The 22,154-nt window shown below is 66.9% G+C and carries 20 protein-coding genes and 1 riboswitch; of the genes, 6 read left to right on the forward strand and 14 right to left on the reverse strand.

All coding sequences use genetic code 11. From position 1 onward, the window contains the following. Positions 1-198: 198 nt before the first annotated feature. The 6 genes from cobF to cbiE are packed head-to-tail and all read right to left on the reverse strand — an operon-like array spanning position 199 to position 5,391. Entirely contained in the window at positions 199-957 is a 759-nt protein-coding gene (cobF, locus tag GBJ34_RS18695; protein ID WP_151720750.1) for a precorrin-6A synthase (deacetylating), read from the reverse strand. 10 nt (positions 958-967) lie between these two features. Next, the gene (cobA, locus tag GBJ34_RS18700; RefSeq protein WP_151720712.1) at positions 968-1,714 is read right to left on the reverse strand and encodes a uroporphyrinogen-III C-methyltransferase; all 747 of its coding nucleotides are present in this window, start codon (positions 1,712-1,714) and stop codon (positions 968-970) included. After that, positions 1,711-3,069, reverse strand: coding sequence for a cobyrinate a,c-diamide synthase (locus GBJ34_RS18705; protein WP_226341273.1), 1,359 nt, complete (start codon positions 3,067-3,069; stop codon positions 1,711-1,713). The genes cobA and GBJ34_RS18705 overlap by 4 nt, the downstream gene beginning before the upstream one ends. Next, positions 3,066-3,845: a precorrin-4 C(11)-methyltransferase gene (gene cobM, locus GBJ34_RS18710; protein ID WP_151720713.1), complete on the reverse strand. Its 780-nt coding sequence runs from the start codon at positions 3,843-3,845 to the stop codon at positions 3,066-3,068. The genes GBJ34_RS18705 and cobM overlap by 4 nt, the downstream gene beginning before the upstream one ends. Continuing rightward, on the reverse strand, positions 3,842-4,216 hold the full coding sequence (locus GBJ34_RS18715; RefSeq protein ID WP_151720714.1) for a cobalamin biosynthesis protein: 375 nt from the start codon (positions 4,214-4,216) through the stop codon (positions 3,842-3,844). The genes cobM and GBJ34_RS18715 overlap by 4 nt, the downstream gene beginning before the upstream one ends. After that, positions 4,213-5,391, reverse strand: a complete 1,179-nt coding sequence (gene cbiE, locus GBJ34_RS18720; RefSeq protein WP_151720715.1) for a precorrin-6y C5,15-methyltransferase (decarboxylating) subunit CbiE — start codon at positions 5,389-5,391, stop codon at positions 4,213-4,215. The genes GBJ34_RS18715 and cbiE overlap by 4 nt, the downstream gene beginning before the upstream one ends. Here cbiE and GBJ34_RS18725 point away from each other — a divergent pair. After that, a complete protein-coding gene (locus GBJ34_RS18725) occupies positions 5,390-6,148 on the forward strand; it encodes a cobalt-precorrin-6A reductase (RefSeq protein ID WP_151720716.1) in 759 nt (252 codons plus the stop codon). The genes cbiE and GBJ34_RS18725 overlap by 2 nt on opposite strands. Here the strand turns inward: GBJ34_RS18725 and cobJ are convergent. The 7 genes from cobJ to GBJ34_RS18760 are packed head-to-tail and all read right to left on the reverse strand — an operon-like array spanning position 6,118 to position 14,071. Then, positions 6,118-6,861: a precorrin-3B C(17)-methyltransferase gene (gene cobJ, locus GBJ34_RS18730; protein ID WP_151720717.1), complete on the reverse strand. Its 744-nt coding sequence runs from the start codon at positions 6,859-6,861 to the stop codon at positions 6,118-6,120. The genes GBJ34_RS18725 and cobJ overlap by 31 nt on opposite strands. Continuing rightward, the gene (locus GBJ34_RS18735) at positions 6,858-7,619 is read right to left on the reverse strand and encodes a precorrin-2 C(20)-methyltransferase (protein ID WP_151720718.1); all 762 of its coding nucleotides are present in this window, start codon (positions 7,617-7,619) and stop codon (positions 6,858-6,860) included. The genes cobJ and GBJ34_RS18735 overlap by 4 nt, the downstream gene beginning before the upstream one ends. Before the next feature lie 2 nt (positions 7,620-7,621). Continuing rightward, positions 7,622-8,251, reverse strand: coding sequence for a precorrin-8X methylmutase (locus GBJ34_RS18740; protein WP_151720719.1), 630 nt, complete (start codon positions 8,249-8,251; stop codon positions 7,622-7,624). After that, positions 8,251-9,414, reverse strand: coding sequence for a precorrin-3B synthase (gene cobG / locus GBJ34_RS18745; protein WP_151720720.1), 1,164 nt, complete (start codon positions 9,412-9,414; stop codon positions 8,251-8,253). Before cobG ends, GBJ34_RS18740 begins: the two co-directional genes overlap by 1 nt. Then, a complete protein-coding gene (cobN, locus tag GBJ34_RS18750) occupies positions 9,407-12,655 on the reverse strand; it encodes a cobaltochelatase subunit CobN (protein ID WP_151720721.1) in 3,249 nt (1,082 codons plus the stop codon). The genes cobG and cobN overlap by 8 nt, the downstream gene beginning before the upstream one ends. 9 nt (positions 12,656-12,664) lie before the next feature. Beyond that, entirely contained in the window at positions 12,665-13,681 is a 1,017-nt protein-coding gene (gene cobW / locus GBJ34_RS18755; protein ID WP_151720752.1) for a cobalamin biosynthesis protein CobW, read from the reverse strand. 21 nt (positions 13,682-13,702) lie between these two features. Further along, a complete protein-coding gene (locus tag GBJ34_RS18760; RefSeq protein WP_151720722.1) occupies positions 13,703-14,071 on the reverse strand; it encodes a DUF1636 domain-containing protein in 369 nt (122 codons plus the stop codon). Between the two features lie 98 nt (positions 14,072-14,169). Beyond that, positions 14,170-14,393, reverse strand: a riboswitch (cobalamin riboswitch). 40 nt (positions 14,394-14,433) lie between these two features. Here GBJ34_RS18760 and cobO point away from each other — a divergent pair. From cobO to GBJ34_RS18785, 5 genes are all read left to right on the forward strand, one after another. Further along, positions 14,434-15,078 carry a cob(I)yrinic acid a,c-diamide adenosyltransferase gene (gene cobO / locus GBJ34_RS18765; RefSeq protein ID WP_151720723.1) on the forward strand — a complete coding sequence of 215 codons (645 nt, stop codon included), beginning with the start codon at positions 14,434-14,436 and terminating at the stop codon, positions 15,076-15,078. A 260-nt stretch (positions 15,079-15,338) separates the two neighbouring features. Beyond that, positions 15,339-16,019, forward strand: coding sequence for a potassium channel family protein (locus GBJ34_RS18770; RefSeq protein ID WP_192931292.1), 681 nt, complete (start codon positions 15,339-15,341; stop codon positions 16,017-16,019). A gap of 87 nt (positions 16,020-16,106) precedes the next feature. Beyond that, entirely contained in the window at positions 16,107-17,561 is a 1,455-nt protein-coding gene (locus tag GBJ34_RS18775; RefSeq protein WP_151720725.1) for a cobyric acid synthase, read from the forward strand. 183 nt (positions 17,562-17,744) lie between these two features. Further along, a complete protein-coding gene (gene pepN, locus GBJ34_RS18780) occupies positions 17,745-20,321 on the forward strand; it encodes an aminopeptidase N (RefSeq protein ID WP_151720726.1) in 2,577 nt (858 codons plus the stop codon). A gap of 300 nt (positions 20,322-20,621) precedes the next feature. Then, on the forward strand, positions 20,622-21,149 hold the full coding sequence (locus GBJ34_RS18785; protein ID WP_151720727.1) for a hypothetical protein: 528 nt from the start codon (positions 20,622-20,624) through the stop codon (positions 21,147-21,149). A 237-nt stretch (positions 21,150-21,386) separates the two neighbouring features. Here GBJ34_RS18785 and GBJ34_RS18790 read toward each other — a convergent pair whose 3' ends face one another. Beyond that, positions 21,387-21,962 carry a transglycosylase SLT domain-containing protein gene (locus GBJ34_RS18790; protein WP_151720728.1) on the reverse strand — a complete coding sequence of 192 codons (576 nt, stop codon included), beginning with the start codon at positions 21,960-21,962 and terminating at the stop codon, positions 21,387-21,389. Between the last annotated feature and the right edge of the window lie 192 nt (positions 21,963-22,154).

Here is a 22,154-nt window from a genome sequence, read left to right on the forward strand (position 1 = left end):
TGAAACGCGCCCCTCGCAGCCTTCAACACCATGTTTTATATAGGAAATATAATGGTCAGGACAGCGAAATCAGCGCCTTACTTGGGAAATGTGGGTCTATGTGCGATTTCAATAGCGTGAACGCAAACTTGCGGGTGAAATGCCGCGTTTTTGCGTGATCGGCAGGCCGGGATCGTGCTGGGCAACCGAAGGCGGTGGTCAGTTGCGCCGCATCAGGTAGATATCCATGATCCAGCCATGGCTTTGGCGCAGGCTTGCACGGGTCGCCAGGATGCGCGGTGCGACCTCGGCCAGCGGGCCCGCAATCAGGCATTGCTGGGCCATGCCGACATAGGCACCCCACCAGATATCGATCCCCGCGGGGGGCAGCGCGGTGAAAGCGCCACCCGCATCCAGCATGACAACCACAGTCCCTGCGCCGTCAGGCCAACCCGCGTCGCGCAAGCGCCGCCCGGTGGTGATGGTGACTGGCGCGCCAAGGTCATTGATCGGGATCGCATGTGCCGCACAAAGCGCCTGAATGGCGGTGATGCCGGGCAGAACCTTCAGATCCAGCGGCAAATCGCGGCCCACGCGCGCGGCAATCCGCAGCGTGCTGTCATAAAGCGACGGGTCGCCCCAGACCAGCAGCGCCACACGCGGGCCGCCCCCCGCCGCCAGATGGGCACGGATGCGGGCCTGCCAGACCTCGGCAATCGCGTCATGCCACGCGTCCACCCCGCCCAGATAATCCGGGCGGGCACCATCGCGGCGGGGCAAATCGAACTCCTCGATCCGTGTGGAGGGGGTCTGGATGCAGGACGCGCAGATTTCACGCCGCAGGCCCGCCAGATCGGCCTTGTCCTCGCCTTTCAGCGGGATCAGCACCAGATCGGCGGCGTTTATTGCCGCGCGCGCCTCAAGCGTGACATGGCCGGGATTGCCGGTGCCGATGCCGATCAGGAAAAGCTGGATCATCGTCATGCGCCTAATCTTCCGCCGCAAGCGGGCCATAAAGGATCAGGGCGGGCAGATCGCCCGCGCGTCTTTCTGTGCTGTCGCCCAGTTGTGCAGCAATGCTGGCGGCAAGCCCCGCAATCGTGCTGCGTTCCAGCCTCTGGCCGGGATGGCCCACGCCTTCGGCCAGCAGCGCCGGGGTGTCGGGCGAAAGCCCTTGCCCGATCAGGGCTGTGGCAAGATGCGGAAAGCTGCGCCGCCCCATATGCACCACGGTTGTCGCATCCGGGTCTGCCAGGGCGGGCCAGTTCAGGCCTTCGGGTAAGCCGCCGGTCAGATCGGCTCCGGTCACGAACTGTACCCGTCGCGCGATCACCCGCCGGGTCAGCGGGATGCCTGCCGCCGCCGCCGCCGCGCAGGCAGAGGGCACGCCCGGCACGATCTCATGCGCGATGCCAGCGGCGCGCAGGGCGGTGATCTCCTCCTCCAGCCGTCCGAAAATCCCGCTATCGCCGGATTTGAGCCGCACCACCCTTTGGCCGATCCGGGCGTGATCGATCATCAACCGCCCGAGATGGTCTTGCAGCGGCTGCGCCTTGCCCGCGCGCTTGCCCACCGCGATCAGATCGGCACCGGGGCGGGCATGGTTCAGGATCGGGCCCGCCGCCAGATCGTCAAACAGCACGACATCGGCGCGCGACAGCCGGTCAACGGCCTTCAGCGTCAGCAATTCCGGGTCGCCCGGCCCGGCAGAGACGAAAGAGACAAAGCCGGTCATGCGCGGGTCCCCTTACCGCTTTGCGGGGCGATCAGGTGAAAGAACGTGCCGCTGACCATGCCACCCTCTTGCATGTGACGCAGCGACCCGGTTTCCGGCACTGCTGCGCCGGTCGCGTCCTGCACCTCGGCCAAGGGCGCATCGGGTTGGGCGGTGATGGTGGCATAGTGAAACTCATGCCCGCGCAGGCGCGTGGCCCCGGAAAAGGCCTTGATCTGCTGATGCGGGCGGGCAAGGCGGTAGCCCAGATGCATCCGCCGTTTGGCAAAGCTGGTTTCCAGCCCCAACAGCCCCGCCATCGGCCAACGCGTCCCTTCGGCATCGGTCAGCCCCGCGCCAAGCGCCATATAGCCCCCGCATTCGCCATGCACGGGACGGGTGCGTGCGAAAGATTGCAACCCATTGCGAAAACTCTCGCAACCCGACAGGCGCGGGGCGTGCAGTTCAGGATAGCCGCCGGGCAGCCAGACCAGATCGGCGCTTGGGTCCGGGGCCTGATCGGCGAGCGGCGAGAAAGGCAGGATCGTCGCGCCACCCGCGCGCCAGTCGGCAATAAGATGCGGATAGATGAAGGAAAATGCCGCATCCTGCGCCAACGCGATCCGAGCCGCCGGCGGCTGCAGCGGCGCATTTGGTGCGTGGGGCGCGCTGCTGCTATCGCCAAGCGCACGGATCGCCGCCAGATCACAGTGATCGGCAATGAAGCGGCCCAAACCGGATAGCAGCGCCTCCAATTCTGGCGTCTCGGTCGCTTGCACCAGGCCCAGATGTCGCTCTGGCAGGCTCAGATCGGTGCGGCGCGGCAGGGCACCCAGCACCGGCAGACCGGCGGCATCCAATCCTGCGCGCGCCAAGGCCTCATGCCGGGGCGAGGCCACGCGGTTCAGGATCACGCCCGCGATCCGGGTATCCTCGCGGAATCGCGCAAGGCCAAGCGCCAAGGCCCCCGCCGTCTGCGCCTGACCGGAAATGTCCAAGACCGCCAGCACAGGCCAGCCCGCGGCGGCGGCAATATCGGCGGATGCCCCGCTGCCGCTTTCGCCCGGCTGCGCCACGCCATCGAACAGGCCCATGGAGCCTTCGGCCAATACCAGATCCGCCCCGGCCGCGACCGAACGCAGCCGCGCGATATGGCCCGGTGTCATGGCCCAGCTGTCAAGGTTCAGCGATTGCCGCCTTGATGCCGCGGCATGGAAGGCGGGGTCGATGTAATCCGGCCCGCTTTTGAACGGCTGCACCCGCAACCCTGCCGCGCGGAATGCAGCCAGCAGGCCCAGCATCACCGTGGTCTTGCCGCTGCTCGATGCAGGGGCGGCGATCATAAGGCCCGGCGGCATCAGTTTGGGTGCCATCATGCGCTTTCCGGGAAACGGGGCGCGCTGCCCACCGGGCGGAAACGGCGGTCATAATCGCCCGCGTATAGGCGGCTTTCGTCGAAATCATTTGCCCCCAGCGTCCGGCCCACCAGGATCAGCGCGGTGCGCCCGCCCTCGCCAAGCGCGGGATCCAGCGTGCCAAGCGTCGCCATCTCGATCCGTTCATCCGGCCAGCTGGCGCGGAACACCACCGCCACCGGGCAATCGGCACCGTAATGCGGCAAAAGCCGCGCCTGCACCTCGGCCAGCACATGCACCGATAGGTGAATGGCGAGCGTCGCGCCGGTGCGGGCAAAGTTCTCAAGCGTCTCGCCCTCGGGCATCGCCGAGGCGCGGCCGCCAAGCCGGGTCAGCACCACCGATTGCGCAAGGCCCGGCAAGGTCAACTCTGCCCCAAGGGTCGCGGCGGCGGCGGCAAACGAAGGCACGCCGGGCGTCACCTGACAGGGAATGTTCAGCGCGCGCAACCGGCGCAGCTGTTCGCCCATGGCCGACCAGACCGACAGATCGCCGGAATGCAGCCGTGCCACATCCTGACCCGCCGCATGGGCATCGACGATCTCGGCCACGATCTCGTCAAGGCTGAGCGATGCGGTGTTCACGATCCTCGCGCCGGGCGGGCAATGGGCCAGCAGTGCCTCTGGCACAAGGCTGCCCGCGTAAAGGCAGACCGGGCAGGCGGCGATCAGGTCACGCCCGCGCAGCGTGATCAGATCGGCCGCGCCGGGGCCCGCCCCGATGAAATGAACAGTCATGAGGGCATTCCTTGGATGTCAGGGTCGGTGTCGGAAATTGCGATGGTCGCCATGCCATCGGCAGCGATGAGGCGGGGCAGGATCAGGCGCTGGCCCACGGCAAGGGCTGCGGCCTCGGCCACCGATCCGGTGCCATGGCGCGCCAGAATGCGCGGTGATTGGGTCGGGGTGGCGATGCCCGCGACGGCGACCAGATGCAGCGGCAGCTTGCGGCGAGCGGCAAGGGCCAGCAGCGCCGGGTGATCCGCCCGCCAATCGGGGGCAGCAAGGGCCGCGACCGCAGAACCGCTTTGGGCCTCGGCATCCGACAGCAGGTCTTGCAACATCTCCAATGTGGCGGCCCTGCGCAGGCCGATGCCCGCAACCCTCATTTTGTGACCGCCCATTGCACGACAGGCCGCGCGGGTTGCCAGCCGCGCATCCGGCCCAAGGGCGCGGCCTCGGCCAGCTCGATCCGCAGCAGGCTGCCGCCATGGCGGGCATGGCATTCGGACAGGGTTGCCTCGGTTTCCAGCGTGACCGCATTGGCAACAAGACGGGTGCCAGGGCCGAGCCTTGGCCAAAGGTCCGCAATCAGCGCGGCGGATCCGCCGCCACCGATGAAAACCGCATCGGGGCTGGCCAAATCACTCAGCGCCTCGGGGGCGCGGCCTTCCACGATGCGGATCAAATGCGACAGGCCAAACCCTTCCGCATTGGCGCGGATATTCGTGCAGCGATCTGCACGCGGCTCGATACAGGTCGCGCGACCGCCTTTCAGCGCCCATTCCACAGAGATCGAGCCTGACCCGCCGCCGATATCCCACAGCAATTGGCCGGGCCGGGGGGCGAGGGCTGCAAGGCTCAGCGCCCGCACCGGCGCGCGGGTGATCTGGCCGTCGCTTGCGAAAAGCGCATCCGGCAGGCCGGGACTTTGCGGCAGCCCGGCATCGCGTGGCAGATCGGTGCCGTCAAGGGCCACCGCAACCGGGGCCAGAATATCAGGCCAGTCGCAGCCCTGACGGATGCGTTCGCGCGCCCCGCCAAGCGCCTCGCAGACCGTGACGCGGGTGGCGGCAAGTCCCTGTTCCTGCAGCCACACCCCCAGTTCCGCCACCGCAGCCGCATCGCGCAGGGTGCAGATCGCGCGCGCCCCGCGTGTCAGCACCGGGCGCAGGCGGGCGAGGGGGGCGGCGTGCAGGCCAAGACAGCGCACCTCCTCCAGCCGCCATCCCATGCGGGCGGCAACCAGCGAGAAACACCCGGCCTGGGGAAAGGCGCGCCATTCCTGGGGCGACAGATGCGCGGCAACGCTGCCGCCCGCGCCGAACCAGAACGGATCGCCCGAAACCAGCATCGCGACCGCTTGCCCGCGCAGCGCCAGCAAGGGTGCCAGATCGAAGGGCACCGGCCAGGCTTGGCCACGCCTGTCCACGCCGGCCAAGGCCAGATGCCGCGGTGCCCCGAAGACCACGCGTGCCGCGGCCAAAGCGGCACGGCTTGCATCCGGCAGCCCCGCCAGTCCATCTTCGCCCAGACCGATGATTGACAGCCAGGGCTCAGACATGACGCGCATCCTCGTTCTTGGTGGCACGACCGAGGCCAGCCGTCTGGCGCAGGCGCTTGCCGCGCGCGGGCTTGATGCGGTCTTTTCCTATGCCGGGCGAACGGCTGCGCCCGTCGCGCAGCCCTTGCCCACGCGGATCGGCGGCTTTGGCGGCGTGGCCGGACTGGTGGACTATCTGCGGGTTCATGCCATCGGATGCGTGGTGGATGCGACCCACCCTTTCGCCGCCGGGATGAGCTGGAACGCCGTTGCGGCCTGCGCCGAAGCCCGCGTGCCTCTGCTGGCCTACGAACGCGCGCCTTGGCAGGCCGGGCCACAGGATCGCTGGACCCATGTCGCGGATCTGGCGCAGGCGGTCAACGCGCTGCCCGAGGCCCCCGCGCGGGTGTTTCTGGCGATTGGTCGCCAGCATATCGCGGCTTTCGCCGCGCGCCCGCAGCACCATTACCTGCTGCGACTGGTCGATCCGCCCGAGGGCACGCTGCCCTTGCCGGATACCAGTCTGGTGATCGCGCGTGGCCCCTTTGATGTCGCGGGCGATACCGCGCTGCTGCGCGATCACAGGATCACCCATGTCATCGCCAAGAACGCGGGCGGCGCGGGGGCCGAGGCCAAGCTGCTGGCCGCGCGGGCACTGGGCCTGCCGGTGATCCTGATCGACAGGCCCGCGATCCCCGCGCGTCCCGTCGCCCGCGATCTGGATCAGGTGCTGGACTGGATCGAAGGTCATTCCGCACCCGCCTTGCGCGGCGTGTAAAGCCAGCGCCCGACGCGGCGGGTGGCGGCGTTGCCGACAATGACGACCGTGCGCATATCGGCCATTTCATCGTGCGCTTCGGCAAGCGTGGTGAGGGTCAGCCGTTCCTCGGGCGTGCTGACCGCGCGGGCAAAGACCATTTCGCGGCTTGGCTCGCATTCCTCGCGCAAGATCTCCAGCACGCGGGCAAATTGATGCGGGCGGCTGGCAGAGCGGGGGTTGTAGAAGGCCATGGCGAAATCGCCGCGCGCGGCATGGCGCAGGCGCTGTTCGACAAGCGTGAAGGGCTTGAGGTTGTCGCTCAGGTTGATGGCGCAGAAATCATGCCCCAAAGGCGCGCCTGCCCGGGCGGCGGCGGCCAGCATCGCGGTGATGCCGGGCAGGATGCGGATATCAAGCGCGAGGAAACGCGGATGCGCCTCGATCACCTCGAACAGCGCCGCGGCCATGGCGAAGACGCCGGGATCGCCAGACGAGACGATGACGACCCGCCCGCCGCCTGCGGCGATCTCCAGCGCGGCCAAGGCGCGTTCCGGCTCTACCCGGTTGCCAGAGGGGTGCAGCGTCAGGCCGGGGCGCGCGGGCACCCGTTCGACATAGGGCGTGTAGCCCACGATATCGGTGGCTTGCGCCAGGGTTTGCGTCACCTCCGGGGTAACAAGCCCTGCATCGCCCGGGCCAAGGCCCGCTACGGTAATCCAGCCTGCGCTCATCCCAGATCCTCTTCGGCCATGGGGCGGCGGCCATGGCCATGCACCAGCACGATTGCGAAATAGGGGCAATCGGCGTGATCGGTCTCGGCCAGCCGCAGGATGCGCTGTCCGGGCATGGTGCCACGCTCCACCAGCCAGGCGTCCTGCAACCGCCCGGTTTCTGTCAGGGCCCGCCGGATGCGCGGCAGGTTGCGCCCGGTCTTCATGATCGCTAAGGCCTCGGCCCCCGCCATATGGCGGCGCAGATCGGCATCGGGCAGGGTGCCGGGCAGCACGGTCAGCACGTCATCGCCCCATGTCATCGGTGTGCCGGTCACGTTCCAGCAGCCGACAATGCCGGGAAGGCCGGGGATCACCTCGACCGTCAGTTGGTCCTTCAGCCGCACATAGAGATGCATGAAGGAGCCATAGAAGAAGGGATCGCCCTCGCAGAGCACCACCACATCCTCGCCCGTGCGCGCGAGTGCCGTGAGCCGCGCCGCCCATTCGTCATAAAAGCCGGAAAGGCTTCGGATATAATCCGGGCTGTCGAAGGGCAGCTCGGTCGTGACCGGGTATTCCATCGCATGTTCGGTGCAACCTTCGGGCAGCAGATCCTCGGCGATGCGCCGCGCCTGACCCTGCCGCCCGGCCTTGCGGAAATAGGCGATATGGCGGGCGCTTCGGATCGCGCGTTCGGCCTTGCGGGTGATCAGGTCGGGATCGCCCGGCCCAAGCCCCGCGCAGATGATACGGCCCAAAGGGGGATGCACGGTCATGGTCATTCCTTGCGCGAGGCCAATGCGTTGATCGCGGCCACAGTGATTGCCGACCCGCCCAAGCGCCCTTCAATGATGAGCGCAGGCACCGGGGGGGCGGCCATCAACGCAGCCTTCGATTCCGCTGCCCCGATGAAGCCCACCGGGCAGCCGATGATCGCGGCGGGGCGCGGGAAATCGGGATCTTCCAACAGGTTCAGCAGATGGAACAGCGCGGTCGGCGCATTGCCGATGGCGACGATTGCGCCTGCCAGATGCGGGTGCCACAGCTCTATCGCCGCAGCACTCCGGGTATTGCCGATGCGGGCGGCAAGTTCGGGCACCGCGGGGTCATGCAGGGTGCAGATCACGGCATTGTCCGCAGGCAGGCGCGCGCGGGTGATGCCTTCGCTGACCATGCGGGCATCGCACAGGATCGGCGCGCCGTCTTCAAGGGCTGCGCGGGCGGCCACCGCCATGCCGGGGCTGAAACGGATATGCGGGGCCAGATCTACCATGCCCGCCGCATGGATCATCCGCACCGCCACGATTTCTTCCTCTGGGGAAAAACGTGCCAGATCGGCCTCTGCCCGGATGGTGGCGAAAGAGTTGCGATAGATCTCCGCACCGTCAGTTTCATAGAGATGCGGCATCAGAACAGTCCTTTCAGGTCGGGGGGCAGCAGGCGCTGCGGCAGATCACGGGCCGAGCCATGGCGGATCAGGCCGAAGCCGCCCGTCTGGGCCACCAGTGTCAGATCGGCAGGCCCGGGATGGGCGCAGCCCTTGGCACAGCCCGAGACATGCAGGCGGCACCCTTTCGGGATCAGCGCCGCCAGCTTCCGCGCCAGATCGCGGGTCGGTTGCAGGGCCTGCGGGCAATCGGGGGCACCGGGGCAGGCATCGATCTGCATCAGCGGATCGGCCGTTCGGATCAGATCATCGAAGGCAAGGTGATCGGGCAGGGCGGTCACCCCTTCCAGCAGCAGCATCCGCCAGGGGGTCAGCTGCAAGGGCCCAAGATCTGCCAGCGCTGCGAGGGTTTCGGATCGCATCTGCCCGAAGGCCAGGCCCAGAAGCATCCCTCCGGCGACCGGGCCGGGCCCGGACGTCTGCCCGGCCCGGGTCGGTGCCAGCGTGCCGGTCAAGGCCGCATCCGGGCGCGCGCCACGGGCGATCAGGGTGGCCATCCGGCCCCGGCCATTCTGGATGCCGCCGTGGCTGATGAACCAATGGGCCAGTGCCAGCATGGCTGCGGGGGCGGATCGCGCGGTGACGGGGGCACCAAGACTTGCGCCATCGGCGCGCAAGATCAACTGGCCGGTCTCTGCGCGTTCCAGCCTGATATCGGCGGAACTGCCTTGCATCAGCGGGGCCGGGCCGCAATCAATCGCAAAGCCGAATTTGCCGGGCAGATCGGCGAGATTATCGGGCCAGTCGCGCAGGGCTTCTGTCAGCCCCATGGCAATTCCTTGTGCCTCTCGGTCGGCAAAGGGCGACAGAAGGATATTGCGCCGCCCCTCGGACCGCGCATCCGCATCCAGCAGGTTCAGGCCCCGCAAGCTCTCAATCAGCGCGACATGGGTCGCAGGCGTCACGCCCCGCAATTGCAGATTGGCCCGCGCCGACAGGTCGATCCGTCCATTGCCGAAACGCCGCGCGCCCTCGGCCAGCCCCATCGCCTGATCCTGTGTCAGCCGCGACAGCGGCGCGCGCACCCGGACCACCCAGCCATCGCCGGATTCCATCGGGCGCAGCGCGCCGGGGCACCAGCCCTGCACAGTAAAGCCCTGCCCGGTGTCGCGCGGATCAGCCATGCCGCGCCTCCAGATCTGCGAGGATGGAGTTGCGGCGGCTGACCCAGAGCCCGGCCTCGGCCAGACGGCGGAACAGATCGCGCAGCGCCGCCAGCGCGCCCGGATTTTCGCGTGCCATGAAATCGCACAGATCTGCGCGGCCCAATGTGGCCTCGTAATAGAGGTCAAACAGATGCGGTGCCACCACGCCGGCCAATTGCGCAAAAGCCGCCAGATGTTCGGCGGTGGCGGTGATCTCGGCCGCTCCACGAAAGCCATGCGCCATCATGCCGTCTGCCCAAACCGGGTTGGCGGCACGGGCACGCACCACACGGGCAATTTCCTCGGGCAAGGCGCGGGCGCGTGGGGCATCGGGGCGGGTGATGTCCAGATGGTAGAGCGCGGGCACCTTTTGGCCAAGGCGCGCCATGGCGGCGGCAAAGCCGCCCTCGTGGCGGGCATAATCCTCGGCCAGCAGCAGATCGCTTTCGATCAGGTCTTGGGCATGAACAAAGGCATCCGCCCCGCGCAACCGGGCTTCAAGCCCCGCACGGTCGGCCCGCGCCTGCCCATCCACCCCGATTGCCCAGCTGGAGGCGCGAAGCCAGGCCTCGCCCGCCTCGGCCCGCGCCGTCTCGGAAAAGGTATCGGCAAGGCCCGCCATGCCAAGGCCGAACTGGCCGGGCTCTGGCCCGAAGATACGGGGCGCGCGCGCCAGATAGGGGTTGTCCTGCGGGTTTTCCTCGCGCGCGGCCAAGGCCGCACAGCCAGTTTCAAACAGCGTGGCAAGCGTCGGGAATACATCGCGAAACAGCCCCGAGACCCGCAGCGTCACGTCGATGCGCGGGCGACACAGCAGGGCCAGCGGCACCACCTCCACCCCGCTGACGCGGCCCGATCCGGCATCCCACAGCGGCGCGAGACCCGCCAGATGCAGCGCCATGGCGAAATCCTCGCCCGCCGTGCGCATGGTGGCGCTGCCCCAGAGATCGATCACCAGCCCGCGCGGCCAGTCGCCATGATCCTGCAAATGGCGGCGCAGCAGTTCTTCGGCCAGCTTCACGCCTTGGGCATGGGCCGCGCGCGACGGCACCGCCCGTGGGTCGGTCGAATGCAGGTTGCGCCCCGTGGGCCGCACATCGCTGCCCGCCCGGTTGGGCGAGCCGGAGGGGCCGGGGGCGACCCGCAGCCCGGACAGCGCGCGCAAAAGCCCCGCGCGCTCGGCATCGCCGCATTGGCCACGGCCATAGATATGCAGACCTTCGCCAAAGCGGCTTTCCTTGATGTCGCAGACGAAGCGGTCAATCCGGGTGATCGCCTCGGCCATCGAAGCCTCGGGGGGCAGGCCCAGATCGGCCTCGACGCCCAGCGCCTGCGCCTCAAGCCGGATTGCGCCGATCAGCCGGTCGCGGCGGTTGGGGTCAAGGCCATCTGCGGTGGAATATTCATCCAGCATCCGCTCCAGCCCCGCCATGGCTTCGGGCAGGCTGGCATCGGCCAGGGGGGGCGGCAAATGGCCCAGCGTCACCGCGCCAATCCGGCGGCGGGCCTGCGCCGCCTCGCCGGGGTCATTGACGATGAAGGGATAGATCACAGGCAGATCGCCGGTCAGCGCCTCGGGCCAGCAGGCCGGCGACAGCGCCACCGCCTTTCCGGGCAACCATTCCAGCGTGCCATGCGCGCCCATATGGATCAGCGTCTGCACCCCTTGGGCACGCAGCCAGAGATAGAAGGCGACGTAGCCATGCCGGGGGGTGCGGGCCAGATCGTGATAATCCTCATCTCGGCGGGCGGGTTCGCCCCGTTCGGGTTGCAGCGCGACCAGCGCCGCACCGCACCGGATGGCTGCGAAGTGAAAAAGCCCTTCGCGACAATCCGGGTCGGTCTCGGGCGGGCCCCAGGCGGCGTCGAGGTCGGCGCGCAGGTCTTCGGGCAGGGTTTCCAGCGCGGCCCTGTATTCGGCCAGCGGCCAAGTCAGGCGCTGGGCCAGCAGGGCCGGGCCGGTCACCTCGCCCTGAACGGCATAACCCGCATCCGCCAGATCGCTGAGTGCTGCATTGCAGGATGCCAGCCCATCCAGGCCGATGGCATGGGCGATCTGATGCGCGCGGCCCGGATAGATGGACAGCACCATGGCAAAGCGCCGCCGGGCAGCCGGGGTCTGCGCCAGATCGTGCCAGGCCTTCACCTTGGCGACGGCGGCGCGGATGCGCTCAGGGTCGGCGCGGTGGATGAAGCGGGCATATTGCAGATCCGCGTCGCGCGGCTCGGGTGCCTTGAAGGAGATGACCCCTGCATTCAGGCGTCCGTCAACCTCGGGCAGCACCACATGCATGGCGAGATCGGCGGGCGACAATCCGCGCAGCGATCCGGCCCAGTCGCGCTTGCGCGCGGTGGACAGCGCCACCTGAAAGACCGAGCAATCGGTGCCGTCAAAGGGCGTGGCACCATCGCTGTCGCGGGCCGAAAAGGCGGTGGCATTCATGATGGCTGCAGGTGGCCGCGCGGCCAGATACGGGCGCAGCCAGTCAGCAAGGCCTTGATGTTTCAGCGAGGGCGCGAAGACGCCGCAGGCGGCAAAGCCCTGCGCGCGCAACTCTGCGATCAGCGCATCAACCGGGCCGGTATCGGCGGCGGCCAGATAGGCGCGGTAAAAGCTGACCAGCACCAGCGGCTGGTCTGGATCGCCCGGTGGGGCTGCGATCACCCCCGCCTCCGGATCATAAAAGCCGCAATCGGGCAAATGCTTGCTGCCCGGCACCGGCCCCGCATAAAGCCCGGCGGCAAGGCTGAGTTGCGCCAGTGCCGCCTGCGCGGCCACCGCGCCACCCGCATCACACAGCACCTGCAAGCGCCGCAAGGTGGAGATCGGCAGGGTCGATGCCGCATCCAGCGTCGCATCCGCGCGCCCGTCTGCGGGCAATACCGCCAAGGCAATGCCCTGCCGCCGTGCCAGATCTGCGACCGAGGCCAGACCATAGGGCCAATAGGCCGCGCCGCCGATCAACCGGATCAGGATGGCCTTGGCCCCCGACAAGGTGCGCTCGACATAGGTATCGACCGAGACCGGATGGCGCAGCGCCACAAGGTTCTGCAACCGCGTGGCGGGCAAGCCGCCCCTGGCCCGGCCCCAGCCCGCCGCGAAAGCGCCAAGGTCGCTGTCGGAGAAGGACAAGACCACCAGATCGCCCGGCGTCTGGCCGGGGTCAAAGGGGCTGTCGGCCTCCTCCAGCCCATGGGTTTCGCGAAAGACCACATGCATGATGCTGGCCTAGACCCCCAATGCGGCGCGGATCGCGCCCTCATCAAGATGATCGTGCTCGGCGATGAACACGAGTTGCGAGCGGCGCGGGCTATCGCCCCAGGGTCGGTCATATTGCTGGCGGATGCGCGGCCCGACTGCCTGAATCAGCAGCCGCATCGGCTTGCCGGTCACCGCGACATGGCCCTTCACCCGCAGGATATCATGGCTGCGGGCAAGGGTTTCGATCGTGGCACAGAGGGCGGCCGGGTCTGCAATCTCGGGCAATTCGATCACGGTCGAGTCGAAATCATCATGCTCGTGATCCTCGGCACCGTCATGATGGCTGGGACGCGCCGCCAGATCATCTTCCGCCGCCGCGCCAAGGCCCAGAATGACGCGTGGATCGATCTGGCCATCGGTCACCGGCAGCACCGGCACCCGGCGCGGCATCTCGGCCGCGACGATGGCGCGCGCGGCCTCGATCCCGTCGGGGCCCGCCAGATCGGCCTTGGTCAGCAGCACGATATCGGCGCAGGCAATCTGATCCTCGAACACCTCGGCCAGCGGGCTGTCGTGATCGGCCTCACCCGTGCCGATCTCGGAATCGGGCGCGAAACGGCCTGCCGCCACCGCCTCGGCATCGGCCAGTGCAATCACGCCATCCACCGTGATGCGCGAGCGGATCGCAGGCCAGTCAAAGGCCTTGAGCAGCGGTTTCGGCAAGGCCAGACCCGAGGTCTCGATCAGGATATGATCGGGGCGTTGCGGCAAAGCCAGAAGCTGTTCGATGGTGGGGATGAAATCATCGGCCACGGTGCAGCAGATGCAGCCATTCGCCAGTTCCACGATGTTCTCGGCCGGGCAACTGGCATCGGCGCAGGATTTCAGGATATCGCCATCGACGCCTGCGGTGCCAAACTCATTCACCACGATGGCCAGACGCCGGCCCTCGGGGTTCTGCATCAGATGGCGCACCAGCGTGGTCTTGCCCGCGCCAAGAAAGCCGGTGATGACGGTCACGGGGATCTTGGTCAGGCCAGTAATGGTCAGGTCAGTCATGATGGGTCAGTCCTCAAGGGCCAAAGGGGGGATGCGGGCAAGGCTTTGCTTGCGGAAAATCTCGGGGCGGTCGCGCCATGGCACCACGCCGTCTTGGGCCTGCGCATAGCGCGCGGCACCCGTCAAAATCTCTGCGGCGTGATCGGGGGACATGCGGCCATAGACATAGCTCCATTTCCCCGGTGCGGTCAGTGCAATGGCGCAGCCCTGCGCGCAGGCCGACAGGCATTCGACGACGCGGATCTCCACGCCTTCGGGAAGGGGCAGGGTGGTCAGGGCTGACACCAGATGCGCGCCCGCACGGGTGCCGTCAGGATCAGGGACGGAATCAGACTGGCCCCGGCAGGTGCTGCAGACATGGACAATTGCGCGCATCGGCCCCTCAAGGATCGGCATCGGGGGCGCAGACTTGGGCCAGAGGCGTCGCGGCCGCAGGCCCGACACCATCCGGTCGCGGAACACCCCGTCCGCCCGTTGAACATCTTGTGTGGCAGGTCTCCCGGCTTGCGGATTTCGGGGGGCTGGCCCCCGGCGGTCTTTCGCCTTCCCATCCCGGGTCGGGACAGTGGCATTGAAAGACCTATCCGGTCACGGTCGCGGGGGCGGCTGCTTTGGCCCGATGCGGGGAAACCGCATTGGACTGTCGCATTCCCTTTTCACCTGTCGTAGGACAGGAACCAACACGCGTCCAACTGCGCGCAATGGCGGGGGGATGTCAAGGCAGAGGAAGGTCGCGGATGGCGCAAGATCGGCAGGCGGAGACGGCCCCGGATACCGGCGCAGAGGTTGCGCGCCATGCCGCCAAGATGGCCAGGATCAAGGCGGCCCGCGACCGGATGATGGCCACGAAAACGGGCGAAAAGGGTCTGATCATCGTCCATACCGGGCCGGGCAAGGGCAAATCCTCGTCCGGCTTCGGGATGATCCTGCGGGCCGTTGCGCATGGGATGCCCTGCGCCGTGGTGCAGTTCATCAAGGGGGCATGGGATACCGGCGAGCGGCGCTTGCTGACCACGCATTTCGCGAATCTGTGCCAGTTCCACGCCATGGGCGAGGGTTTTACCTGGGAAACGCAGGACCGTGACCGCGATATTGCCGCCGCCCGCGCCGGATGGGAAAAGGCCAAGGAGCTGATCCGTGATCCTGCGATCCGCCTGGTGCTGCTGGATGAGATCAATATCGCGCTGCGCTATGACTATCTGGATCTGACCGAGGTGCTGGAATTTCTGGCCGAGGAGAAGCCACCGCTGACCCATGTGGTGCTGACCGGGCGCAACGCCAAGCCCGAGCTGATCGATCTGGCCGATCTGGTGACGGAAATGACCATGGTGAAGCATCCGTTCCGCGCGGGCGTGAAGGCCCAGCCAGGCGTGGAGTTCTGATGCAGGAGGCGACCCCGCCACCGACCAATCCGGCATCGCCGCGCCCGGCGGTGGCTGACCCGGCAGCAGCGATTCCGGCGGCCTCAGGCCCCGCGCCGCATAGCGTGTTGCCGCCTGGCAGGTCACCGGCAGGTCCGGCAGCAGCAGGCCCTGCACCGATAGGCCCCGCATCCTCAGCCCGCGTATCGTCAGGCCCGCTGCCGCCCCGCCCGCCCGCGCTGCCATGGTATCATCGCGCCCATCGCGGGATGCGCCGGCGATTGAGCGCGCATCTGCCGGGTTCGGATTGGGGCAGCAAGGCCCGCAACGTGATGAGTTTTCTGGCGATCTTCTGGTCGCTTGGAATTTTGGCCGAGATCTGTGCCGCCGCACTTGGTTGGCCGATCTTCCTGTCAGATAGATGGTCCTTCGCCCTCGCGCTCTTGTGGTTACTTGGCGCGGTGATCGTGTTTTATCACGTCTGCATCGGTGTCATTTTCCTGCATAGCGAAGCGCGGCCAATCCTTGCCGGGCGGCTGCTGCGGGATACGGCGATCTCGGCATCCTTCACGGTGACGAGCTTTGCCTTGGCCTATCGCTATGTGGGCGTCAGTGGCCGCGGGATCGATGGGCAGCGGCTTTGCTTCGTGCCAGAGACGATGGACTGCGTCACCGGGCCGCTCGATCACCTCTATTTCTCGCTGGTGACCTTTTCAACGCTGGGTTACGGCGATGTGACGCTGCTGCGCTGGCGGCTTTTGTCGGCCATCGAGGCGCTGCTTGGCAATCTGCATCTCGGGATCTTTGTCGGTGCGGTGTTCTATTACCTTGCCACCCCGGCAAAGGCGCAAAAAACCGCGATCAAGGCCTCGGGCGGGGCTTCAGGCGATCAGCCGCACGATGACAAGCGCCGTCGTCGCAAGACCGGCGACCATAAAGAAGCCGAAACCAACGATGATTGAAGCGTCATGGACTTTCTTGATCATGGGGGCCTCCTTTCCTTTCCTGAAAGATAGGAACTTGTCACGGCCATGTAAAGGAATTCCCCCATGCCCGCGCTGATGATCCAGGGCTGCGGCTCGAATGTGGGGAAATCCCTGCTGGTGGCGGGGCTATGCCGGGCGGCGCGCCGGCGGGGGCTGCGCGTTGCGCCGTTCAAGCCGCAGAACATGTCGAACAATGCCGCCGTCACGGCGGATGGGGGCGAGATCGGCCGCGCGCAGGCCTTGCAGGCATTGGCCTGCGGGCTGGAGCCGGTGACGGATATGAACCCGGTGCTGCTGAAGCCCGAATCCGAGACCGGCGCGCAGGTGATCGTGCAGGGCAGGCGGCTGACCACAGTGGCGGCGGGCAGCTATGGCGCGCTGAAGGGACAGTTGCTGGCCGCCGTGCTGGACAGTTTCCACCGTCTGCGCGCGGCGTATGATCTGGTGATCGTCGAAGGTGCTGGCAGCCCGGCAGAGGTCAATCTGCGCCCGCGCGACATTGCCAATATGGGCTTTGCCCGGGCGGCGGATGTGCCGGTGGTGCTGGCAGGCGATATCGACCGGGGCGGGGTGATCGCGCAGATCATCGGCACGCAGGCGGTGCTGGATGCCGATGATGCCGCGATGGTGCGGGGGTTCCTCATCAACAAGTTTCGCGGCGACCCGCGACTGTTCGATGATGGCTACCGCCTGATTGCAGATCGCACCGGCTGGCCCGGCTTTGGCGTGCTGCCATGGTTTGTCGAGGCGCATCTTCTGCCGGCCGAGGATGCGCTGGATCTGGCCTCGGGCGGCAACCGGGATGGTGTGACCATTGCCTGCCTTGCCTTCCCCCGCATCGCGAATTTCGACGATCTCGACCCGCTGAAAGCCGAGCCGGGGGTGAATCTGGTCATGGTGCTGCCGGGCCAGCCGATCCCGGCCGGGGCGCGGCTGGTGATCCTGCCGGGATCGAAATCGACGCGCGGCGATCTGGAGGCCCTGCGGCGCGAGGGGTGGGATATTGACCTTGCCGCGCATATCCGGCGCGGCGGGCATGTGCTTGGCATTTGCGGCGGCTATCAGATGCTGGGGGCCAGCATTGATGATCCGCAGGGTATTGAGGGTGCGCCGGGCCTTGTGCCGGGCCTGGGGCTGCTGGATGTGGCGACCGTGATGACGCCCGATAAACGTCTGGCCCGGGTACAGGCGCGCCACGCGGCGACCGGCCTCGATGTTGCGGGCTATGAGATCCATATCGGCCGCACCACCGGCCCCGATTGCGCGCAGCCCTTCGCCCATATCGCAGGCCGGGCCGAGGGCGCGACGATGCGCACGCCGCAGGGCGGGCGGATCAGCGGCAGCTATTTGCACGGGCTGTTTTCGGCCGATGATTTCCGCGCGGCCTTTTTGGCCGATCTGGGCATCCGCGCCGGGGGGCTGAACCATTCCGCACAGGTCGAGGCGGTGTTGGACCGTCTGGCCGATCACCTTGAGACGCATCTGGATGTGCCGGGGGTGCTGGCGCTTGCGCGCTGACAGGCCGATCCTGAACCTGCACGCTTGGCCACTGGCCTGCGGATTTCTCTGGCGCGCACCACGAGGACCGACCTGCATCCCGCGCCTTGTGCATGAGCGTCTTTGGCGCGCGAACACCATGCGGTGACTTGCAGTTTCCGCCCCCGGCGTTAGCCTTCGCCAGCAATGAAGGAGCCGCCCCCAATGTCCGCTGCCATACCCTCCGGTGCCGCGCCGCAAGTGATCCATCTGGCCGATTACCAGCCCTGGCCCTGCCTGCTGGACCGGGTGGAACTGACCTTCCGCCTTGCCCCCAAAGCCACTCGCGTGCTTGCGCGGCTGCACCTGCGGCCCAATCCGGCGGCCAATCCGGGGCAGGATTTGCGCCTTGATGGCGAGGGGCTGCGGCTGATCGCGTTGTCGCTGGATGGCCGGGCCTTGGATATCACCCCTGACGCGCATGGCCTGACGCTGCCCGCTGCCCTGTTGCCCAACCGGCCCTTCACGCTGGAAACCGAGGTCGAGATCGTGCCGGAAGGCAATACCGCGCTTGAGGGGCTTTACATGTCGAACGGCATGTATTGCACCCAATGCGAGGCAGAAGGGTTCCGCAAGATCACCTTCTATCCCGACCGCCCCGATGTGATGGCGCGCTTTCATGTGCGGATCGAGGGCGATCTGCCGGTGCTTTTGTCCAACGGCAATCCAGTGGGGCAAGGCCCGGGCTGGGCGGAATGGGATGACCCATGGCCGAAACCGGCCTATCTCTTTGCCCTTGTCGCGGGCGATCTGCGCGCGCATCGGGATGCGTTCACCACGGCATCGGGGCGCCCCGTCGCGCTGAATATCTGGGTGCGCCCGGGCGATGAGGATCGCTGCGCCTGGGGCATGGAAAGCCTGAAACGGTCGATGCTCTGGGACGAGCAGGTCTATGGCCGCGAATATGATCTGGATGTGTTCAACATCGTGGCGGTTGACGATTTCAACATGGGCGCGATGGAAAACAAGGGGCTGAACATCTTCAACTCCAAATGCGTGCTGGCCACGCCAGAGACGATGACGGATGACGAGTTTGCCCGCATCGAATCCATTGTGGCGCATGAATATTTCCACAACTGGACCGGCAACCGCATCACCTGCCGTGACTGGTTCCAGCTTTGCCTGAAGGAAGGCCTGACCGTCTTTCGCGATCAGCAATTCTCCGGCGATCTGCGCGGTGAGGCTGTGAAGCGGATCGAGGATGTGTTGATGCTGCGCGCCCGCCAGTTCCGCGAGGATCAGGGGCCGCTGGCCCATGCCGTGCGCCCCGACAGCTTTGTCGAGATCAACAATTTCTACACCGCCACCATCTATGAAAAGGGGGCGGAGGTGATCCGAATGCTGCGCCTTCTGGTGGGGGATGCGGATTACGCCAAGGCGCTGGATCTGTATTTCAACCGCCATGACGGGCAGGCCGCAACGATCGAGGATTGGTTGAAGGTGTTCGAGGATGCCACGGGCCGCGATCTGAGCCAGTTCAGCCGCTGGTATTTCGAGGCGGGCACGCCGCGTGTCACGGTCAGTGAGGATTGGGCGGAAGGGACCTATACGCTGACGCTTTCGCAGGACAATCCAGCCACACCCGGGCAGCCGGACAAGGGGGCCAAGCTGATCCCGGTGGCGGTGGGCCTTTTGAACCCCAATGGCGACGAGGTGGTGCCGACCACGGTGCTGGAACTGTCACAACCCGTGCAAAGCTTCCGGTTTGAAGGTCTGGCCGCGCGGCCAGTCGCTTCCATCCTGCGCGGGTTTTCGGCGCCGGTGGTGCTGGACCACCCACTGGATCGCACGGGCCGGGCGTTGCTGCTGGCGCATGACACCGATCCCTTCAACCGGTGGGAGGCCGCGCGCAGCCTTGCCAAACAGGTTCTGGCCGAGATGGTCACCACAGGCGCAGGTGTCAGCGCCGACTGGCTGTCGGGGATTGCCGCGCTCGCGCAGGATGCGGGGCTGGACCCGGCCTATTGCGCGCTGGCGCTGCGCCTGCCATCCGAGGATGATATGGCGGCGACCCTGGCCGCCGCTGGCCATGTGCCCGACCCGGCGGCCATCCATGCCGCGCGGCGGCGCATGGGGCAGGCCCTGGCAGAAACCCTTGACCCGGTTCTGCCCAAGCTGCGGGCGGAGATGGCGACGCCCGGGCCCTTCAGTGCCGAGGCCGGACCTGCCGGGCGGCGTGCGCTGGCCAATGCCTGCCTTGCCCTGCTGACCCGGCTGGATGGCGGGGCTGCGGCGCAGGCGGGTTTCAAGGCGGCAGGGAATATGACTGACCGGCTTGCCGCCCTTGTGGCGCTGCTCGAAAATGGCCATGGCGCGGCGGAACTGGCCGATTTCGAGGCCGAATGGCACGAAGATCGGTTGGTCATGGATAAATGGTTCTCGGTTCAGGTGGCTTATGCCGCGCCTGAGGCGCTGGTTGCCACCGTCAACCGCCTGACCGCGCGGCCCGATTTCACCATGGAGAACCCAAACCGCTTCCGCGCGGTGATGGGGGCGCTGTCGGCCCATCACGCGGGATTCCATCACGCGGATGGTGCGGGTTACGCGCTGCTGGCCGATTGGCTGATCCGGCTGGATGGAAAGAACCCGCAAACGGCGGCGCGCATGTCAACCGCGTTCGAGACCTGGCGACGCTATGATCCGGCGCGTCAGGCCCTGATCCGCGCGCAGCTTGCGCGCATCGCTGCAAGCCCCCGCCTCAGCCGCGATCTGGGCGAAATGGTGGGACGTATGCTGGGGTAGGGCCGGGCAGGGGGGTCGCGCCACACACCACATGAGCCTGCGATTCAATTGCCCAGCGGGGCGCGCAGAATGCGCGGGTCCCGCGATGCGGCGATCTGAGAAAGGGGAATGAAGCGGAGGGTAACCCAGTCGTCCATTCTCAAATATCCCGGGGAAGGGCCGCAGGTCCGCGGGGGCAGGCAGCCCCCTTTGCACGGCTTTGGCCCTGTGCGTTGCGTTTCGGCATTGATTGGCCGCCTGCGGGTTGACCGGCCCTTGCGGTTCATGCGAGCCATATTCCGCAAATTTGGGGGATATGTGATGCCATTTTTTCTGGCGCTTCTGGCAGTTGCGGGCGGGGTGGTGTTCTGGATGTTGCGGGCGCGCAATGCTGCCCATGCCGCGCGCGATCTGGCCGATATGGCTGGCGACGTGATGGCCGCCGCACGGCGCTTCGGCTTTCGCAGGCGCCATGACGAGCATCCGGTGGACAGTCTGCAGGAACCCGATGTGGCAATTGCCGGCCTTGGCATGGCCTTCATGGAACTGGGCGGGTTGCCGTCGCGCGAACAGCACGAGGCGTTGCTGGTCAGCCTGCAACATCACCTGAACCACGATTTCGCCAAGGCGCAGGAGGCACAGCTTCTGGGCCGCTGGCTGGTCAGCGAATGCGGCGGGGCGCAGCCGGGCTTCACGCGGCTGGCGAAACGGCTGTCAAAGCTGGGCGGGGCGCAGGTCTTCGATCCCTGCATGGCGGTGCTGCGCGATGTCGCGGCACAGGGGGGCGAGTTGTCCTTGCAGCAGAAAGAGGCGCTGGAGGAACTGAGCCGCGCCTTCCGGCTGCGCTGACCACGAGGACGCAACACGAAGCCACGGCGCACAAAGGCGCCGTGGCGCATTCCGCGTGCCTGCGGCGGCCCCTTGTATTCTCGTGGTGACATGTATGACTGCGGTTCATCCTCGCGCTAAACGGCTGGAATATCGCAATTGGCAAGGAATGCCGGGGTTGGGGCAGACGAAAACCTGCCTGGGTGGCGCGGCGTGCTTGGGCCTTGGCCCTGCCGCGATCGCTCCACCATACCTGCCTTATTGGCAATAGCTTTGCTGGCTGACCCATGCGCGCATCTCGGCGCGTTTGTCGGATTTGCGGAAGGGCATCCAGTCACGGCCGATGCCCTGATTGCCGCCCCCCACGGCCACGCCGTCACGCTCCACATGGTGGGCCACCATCTCCACCGCGCAGGCCAGATTGGCAGAGCCATCCTTCAGTGCGGCGGAAGAGGTCGCGTCGCAGCCGTAATTCGCAGCCGAACGGGGCGAGATCTGCATCAGGCCGATATAGCGCCCGCCGCCGCCCGCCGCTTTCGGATTATAGCTGCTTTCATATTTGCCCACCGCCGAGATCAGCCCGGCCCAGAAGGCGCGGCGCTCCATCAGCGTGGCGGTCTCGTAGCCCGGGCACCAGGTCTTGATATCCGCCGGAACCCGGGTGGCCAGGGCATCATCTTCCTGCGCCACGGCCATCAAGGTATTGGCGGTCCATTCGGTCGCCTGCGGGTGGCTGTCCCAACGCATGGGGGGCGGGGTCGTCACATCGGTGGCCAGCTTGGATGCGGCAGGCACACAAGCCCCCAGCACCAGCATCGCGGCTGCGATCATCATTCCCGTCCGTGCCCGGACCCACCCGCTCTTGCCCTGCATCCCTGCATCCGTCGTGGCGACACGCCCGATTTGCGCGCCGGACGGGGTTTTGCGCCTCCTTGGGGCGGTCTGGCAAGTTTTGCGTGGTCTTATGCGCGAAAATCCGCCCGCCCTGCCTTGCCCGGCGCAGGCCCGGTGCCTATGAAGGGGCAA

Origin of the sequence: Gemmobacter serpentinus (assembly GCF_008973825.1) — a bacterium.
GTDB classification, from domain to species: domain Bacteria; phylum Pseudomonadota; class Alphaproteobacteria; order Rhodobacterales; family Rhodobacteraceae; genus Gemmobacter; species Gemmobacter serpentinus.

What these genes read in the sequence shown, in the direction of transcription:
- cobF (WP_151720750.1), bottom strand. Translation starts at nt 957, where the DNA reads ATGATCCAGCTTTTCCTGATCGGCATCGGCACCGGCAATCCCGGCCAT.
- cobA (WP_151720712.1), bottom strand. Translation starts at nt 1,714, where the DNA reads ATGACCGGCTTTGTCTCTTTCGTCTCTGCCGGGCCGGGCGACCCGGAA.
- GBJ34_RS18705 (WP_226341273.1), bottom strand. Translation starts at nt 3,069, where the DNA reads ATGATGGCACCCAAACTGATGCCGCCGGGCCTTATGATCGCCGCCCCT.
- cobM (WP_151720713.1), bottom strand. Translation starts at nt 3,845, where the DNA reads ATGACTGTTCATTTCATCGGGGCGGGCCCCGGCGCGGCCGATCTGATC.
- GBJ34_RS18715 (WP_151720714.1), bottom strand. Translation starts at nt 4,216, where the DNA reads ATGAGGGTTGCGGGCATCGGCCTGCGCAGGGCCGCCACATTGGAGATG.
- GBJ34_RS18725 (WP_151720716.1), top strand. Translation starts at nt 5,390, where the DNA reads ATGACGCGCATCCTCGTTCTTGGTGGCACGACCGAGGCCAGCCGTCTG.
- cbiE (WP_151720715.1), bottom strand. Translation starts at nt 5,391, where the DNA reads ATGTCTGAGCCCTGGCTGTCAATCATCGGTCTGGGCGAAGATGGACTG.
- cobJ (WP_151720717.1), bottom strand. Translation starts at nt 6,861, where the DNA reads ATGAGCGCAGGCTGGATTACCGTAGCGGGCCTTGGCCCGGGCGATGCA.
- GBJ34_RS18735 (WP_151720718.1), bottom strand. Translation starts at nt 7,619, where the DNA reads ATGACCGTGCATCCCCCTTTGGGCCGTATCATCTGCGCGGGGCTTGGG.
- GBJ34_RS18740 (WP_151720719.1), bottom strand. Translation starts at nt 8,251, where the DNA reads ATGCCGCATCTCTATGAAACTGACGGTGCGGAGATCTATCGCAACTCT.
- cobG (WP_151720720.1), bottom strand. Translation starts at nt 9,414, where the DNA reads ATGGCTGATCCGCGCGACACCGGGCAGGGCTTTACTGTGCAGGGCTGG.
- cobN (WP_151720721.1), bottom strand. Translation starts at nt 12,655, where the DNA reads ATGCATGTGGTCTTTCGCGAAACCCATGGGCTGGAGGAGGCCGACAGC.
- GBJ34_RS18760 (WP_151720722.1), bottom strand. Translation starts at nt 14,071, where the DNA reads ATGCGCGCAATTGTCCATGTCTGCAGCACCTGCCGGGGCCAGTCTGAT.
- cobO (WP_151720723.1), top strand. Translation starts at nt 14,434, where the DNA reads ATGGCGCAAGATCGGCAGGCGGAGACGGCCCCGGATACCGGCGCAGAG.
- GBJ34_RS18775 (WP_151720725.1), top strand. Translation starts at nt 16,107, where the DNA reads ATGCCCGCGCTGATGATCCAGGGCTGCGGCTCGAATGTGGGGAAATCC.
- pepN (WP_151720726.1), top strand. Translation starts at nt 17,745, where the DNA reads ATGTCCGCTGCCATACCCTCCGGTGCCGCGCCGCAAGTGATCCATCTG.
- GBJ34_RS18785 (WP_151720727.1), top strand. Translation starts at nt 20,622, where the DNA reads ATGCCATTTTTTCTGGCGCTTCTGGCAGTTGCGGGCGGGGTGGTGTTC.
- GBJ34_RS18790 (WP_151720728.1), bottom strand. Translation starts at nt 21,962, where the DNA reads ATGATGATCGCAGCCGCGATGCTGGTGCTGGGGGCTTGTGTGCCTGCC.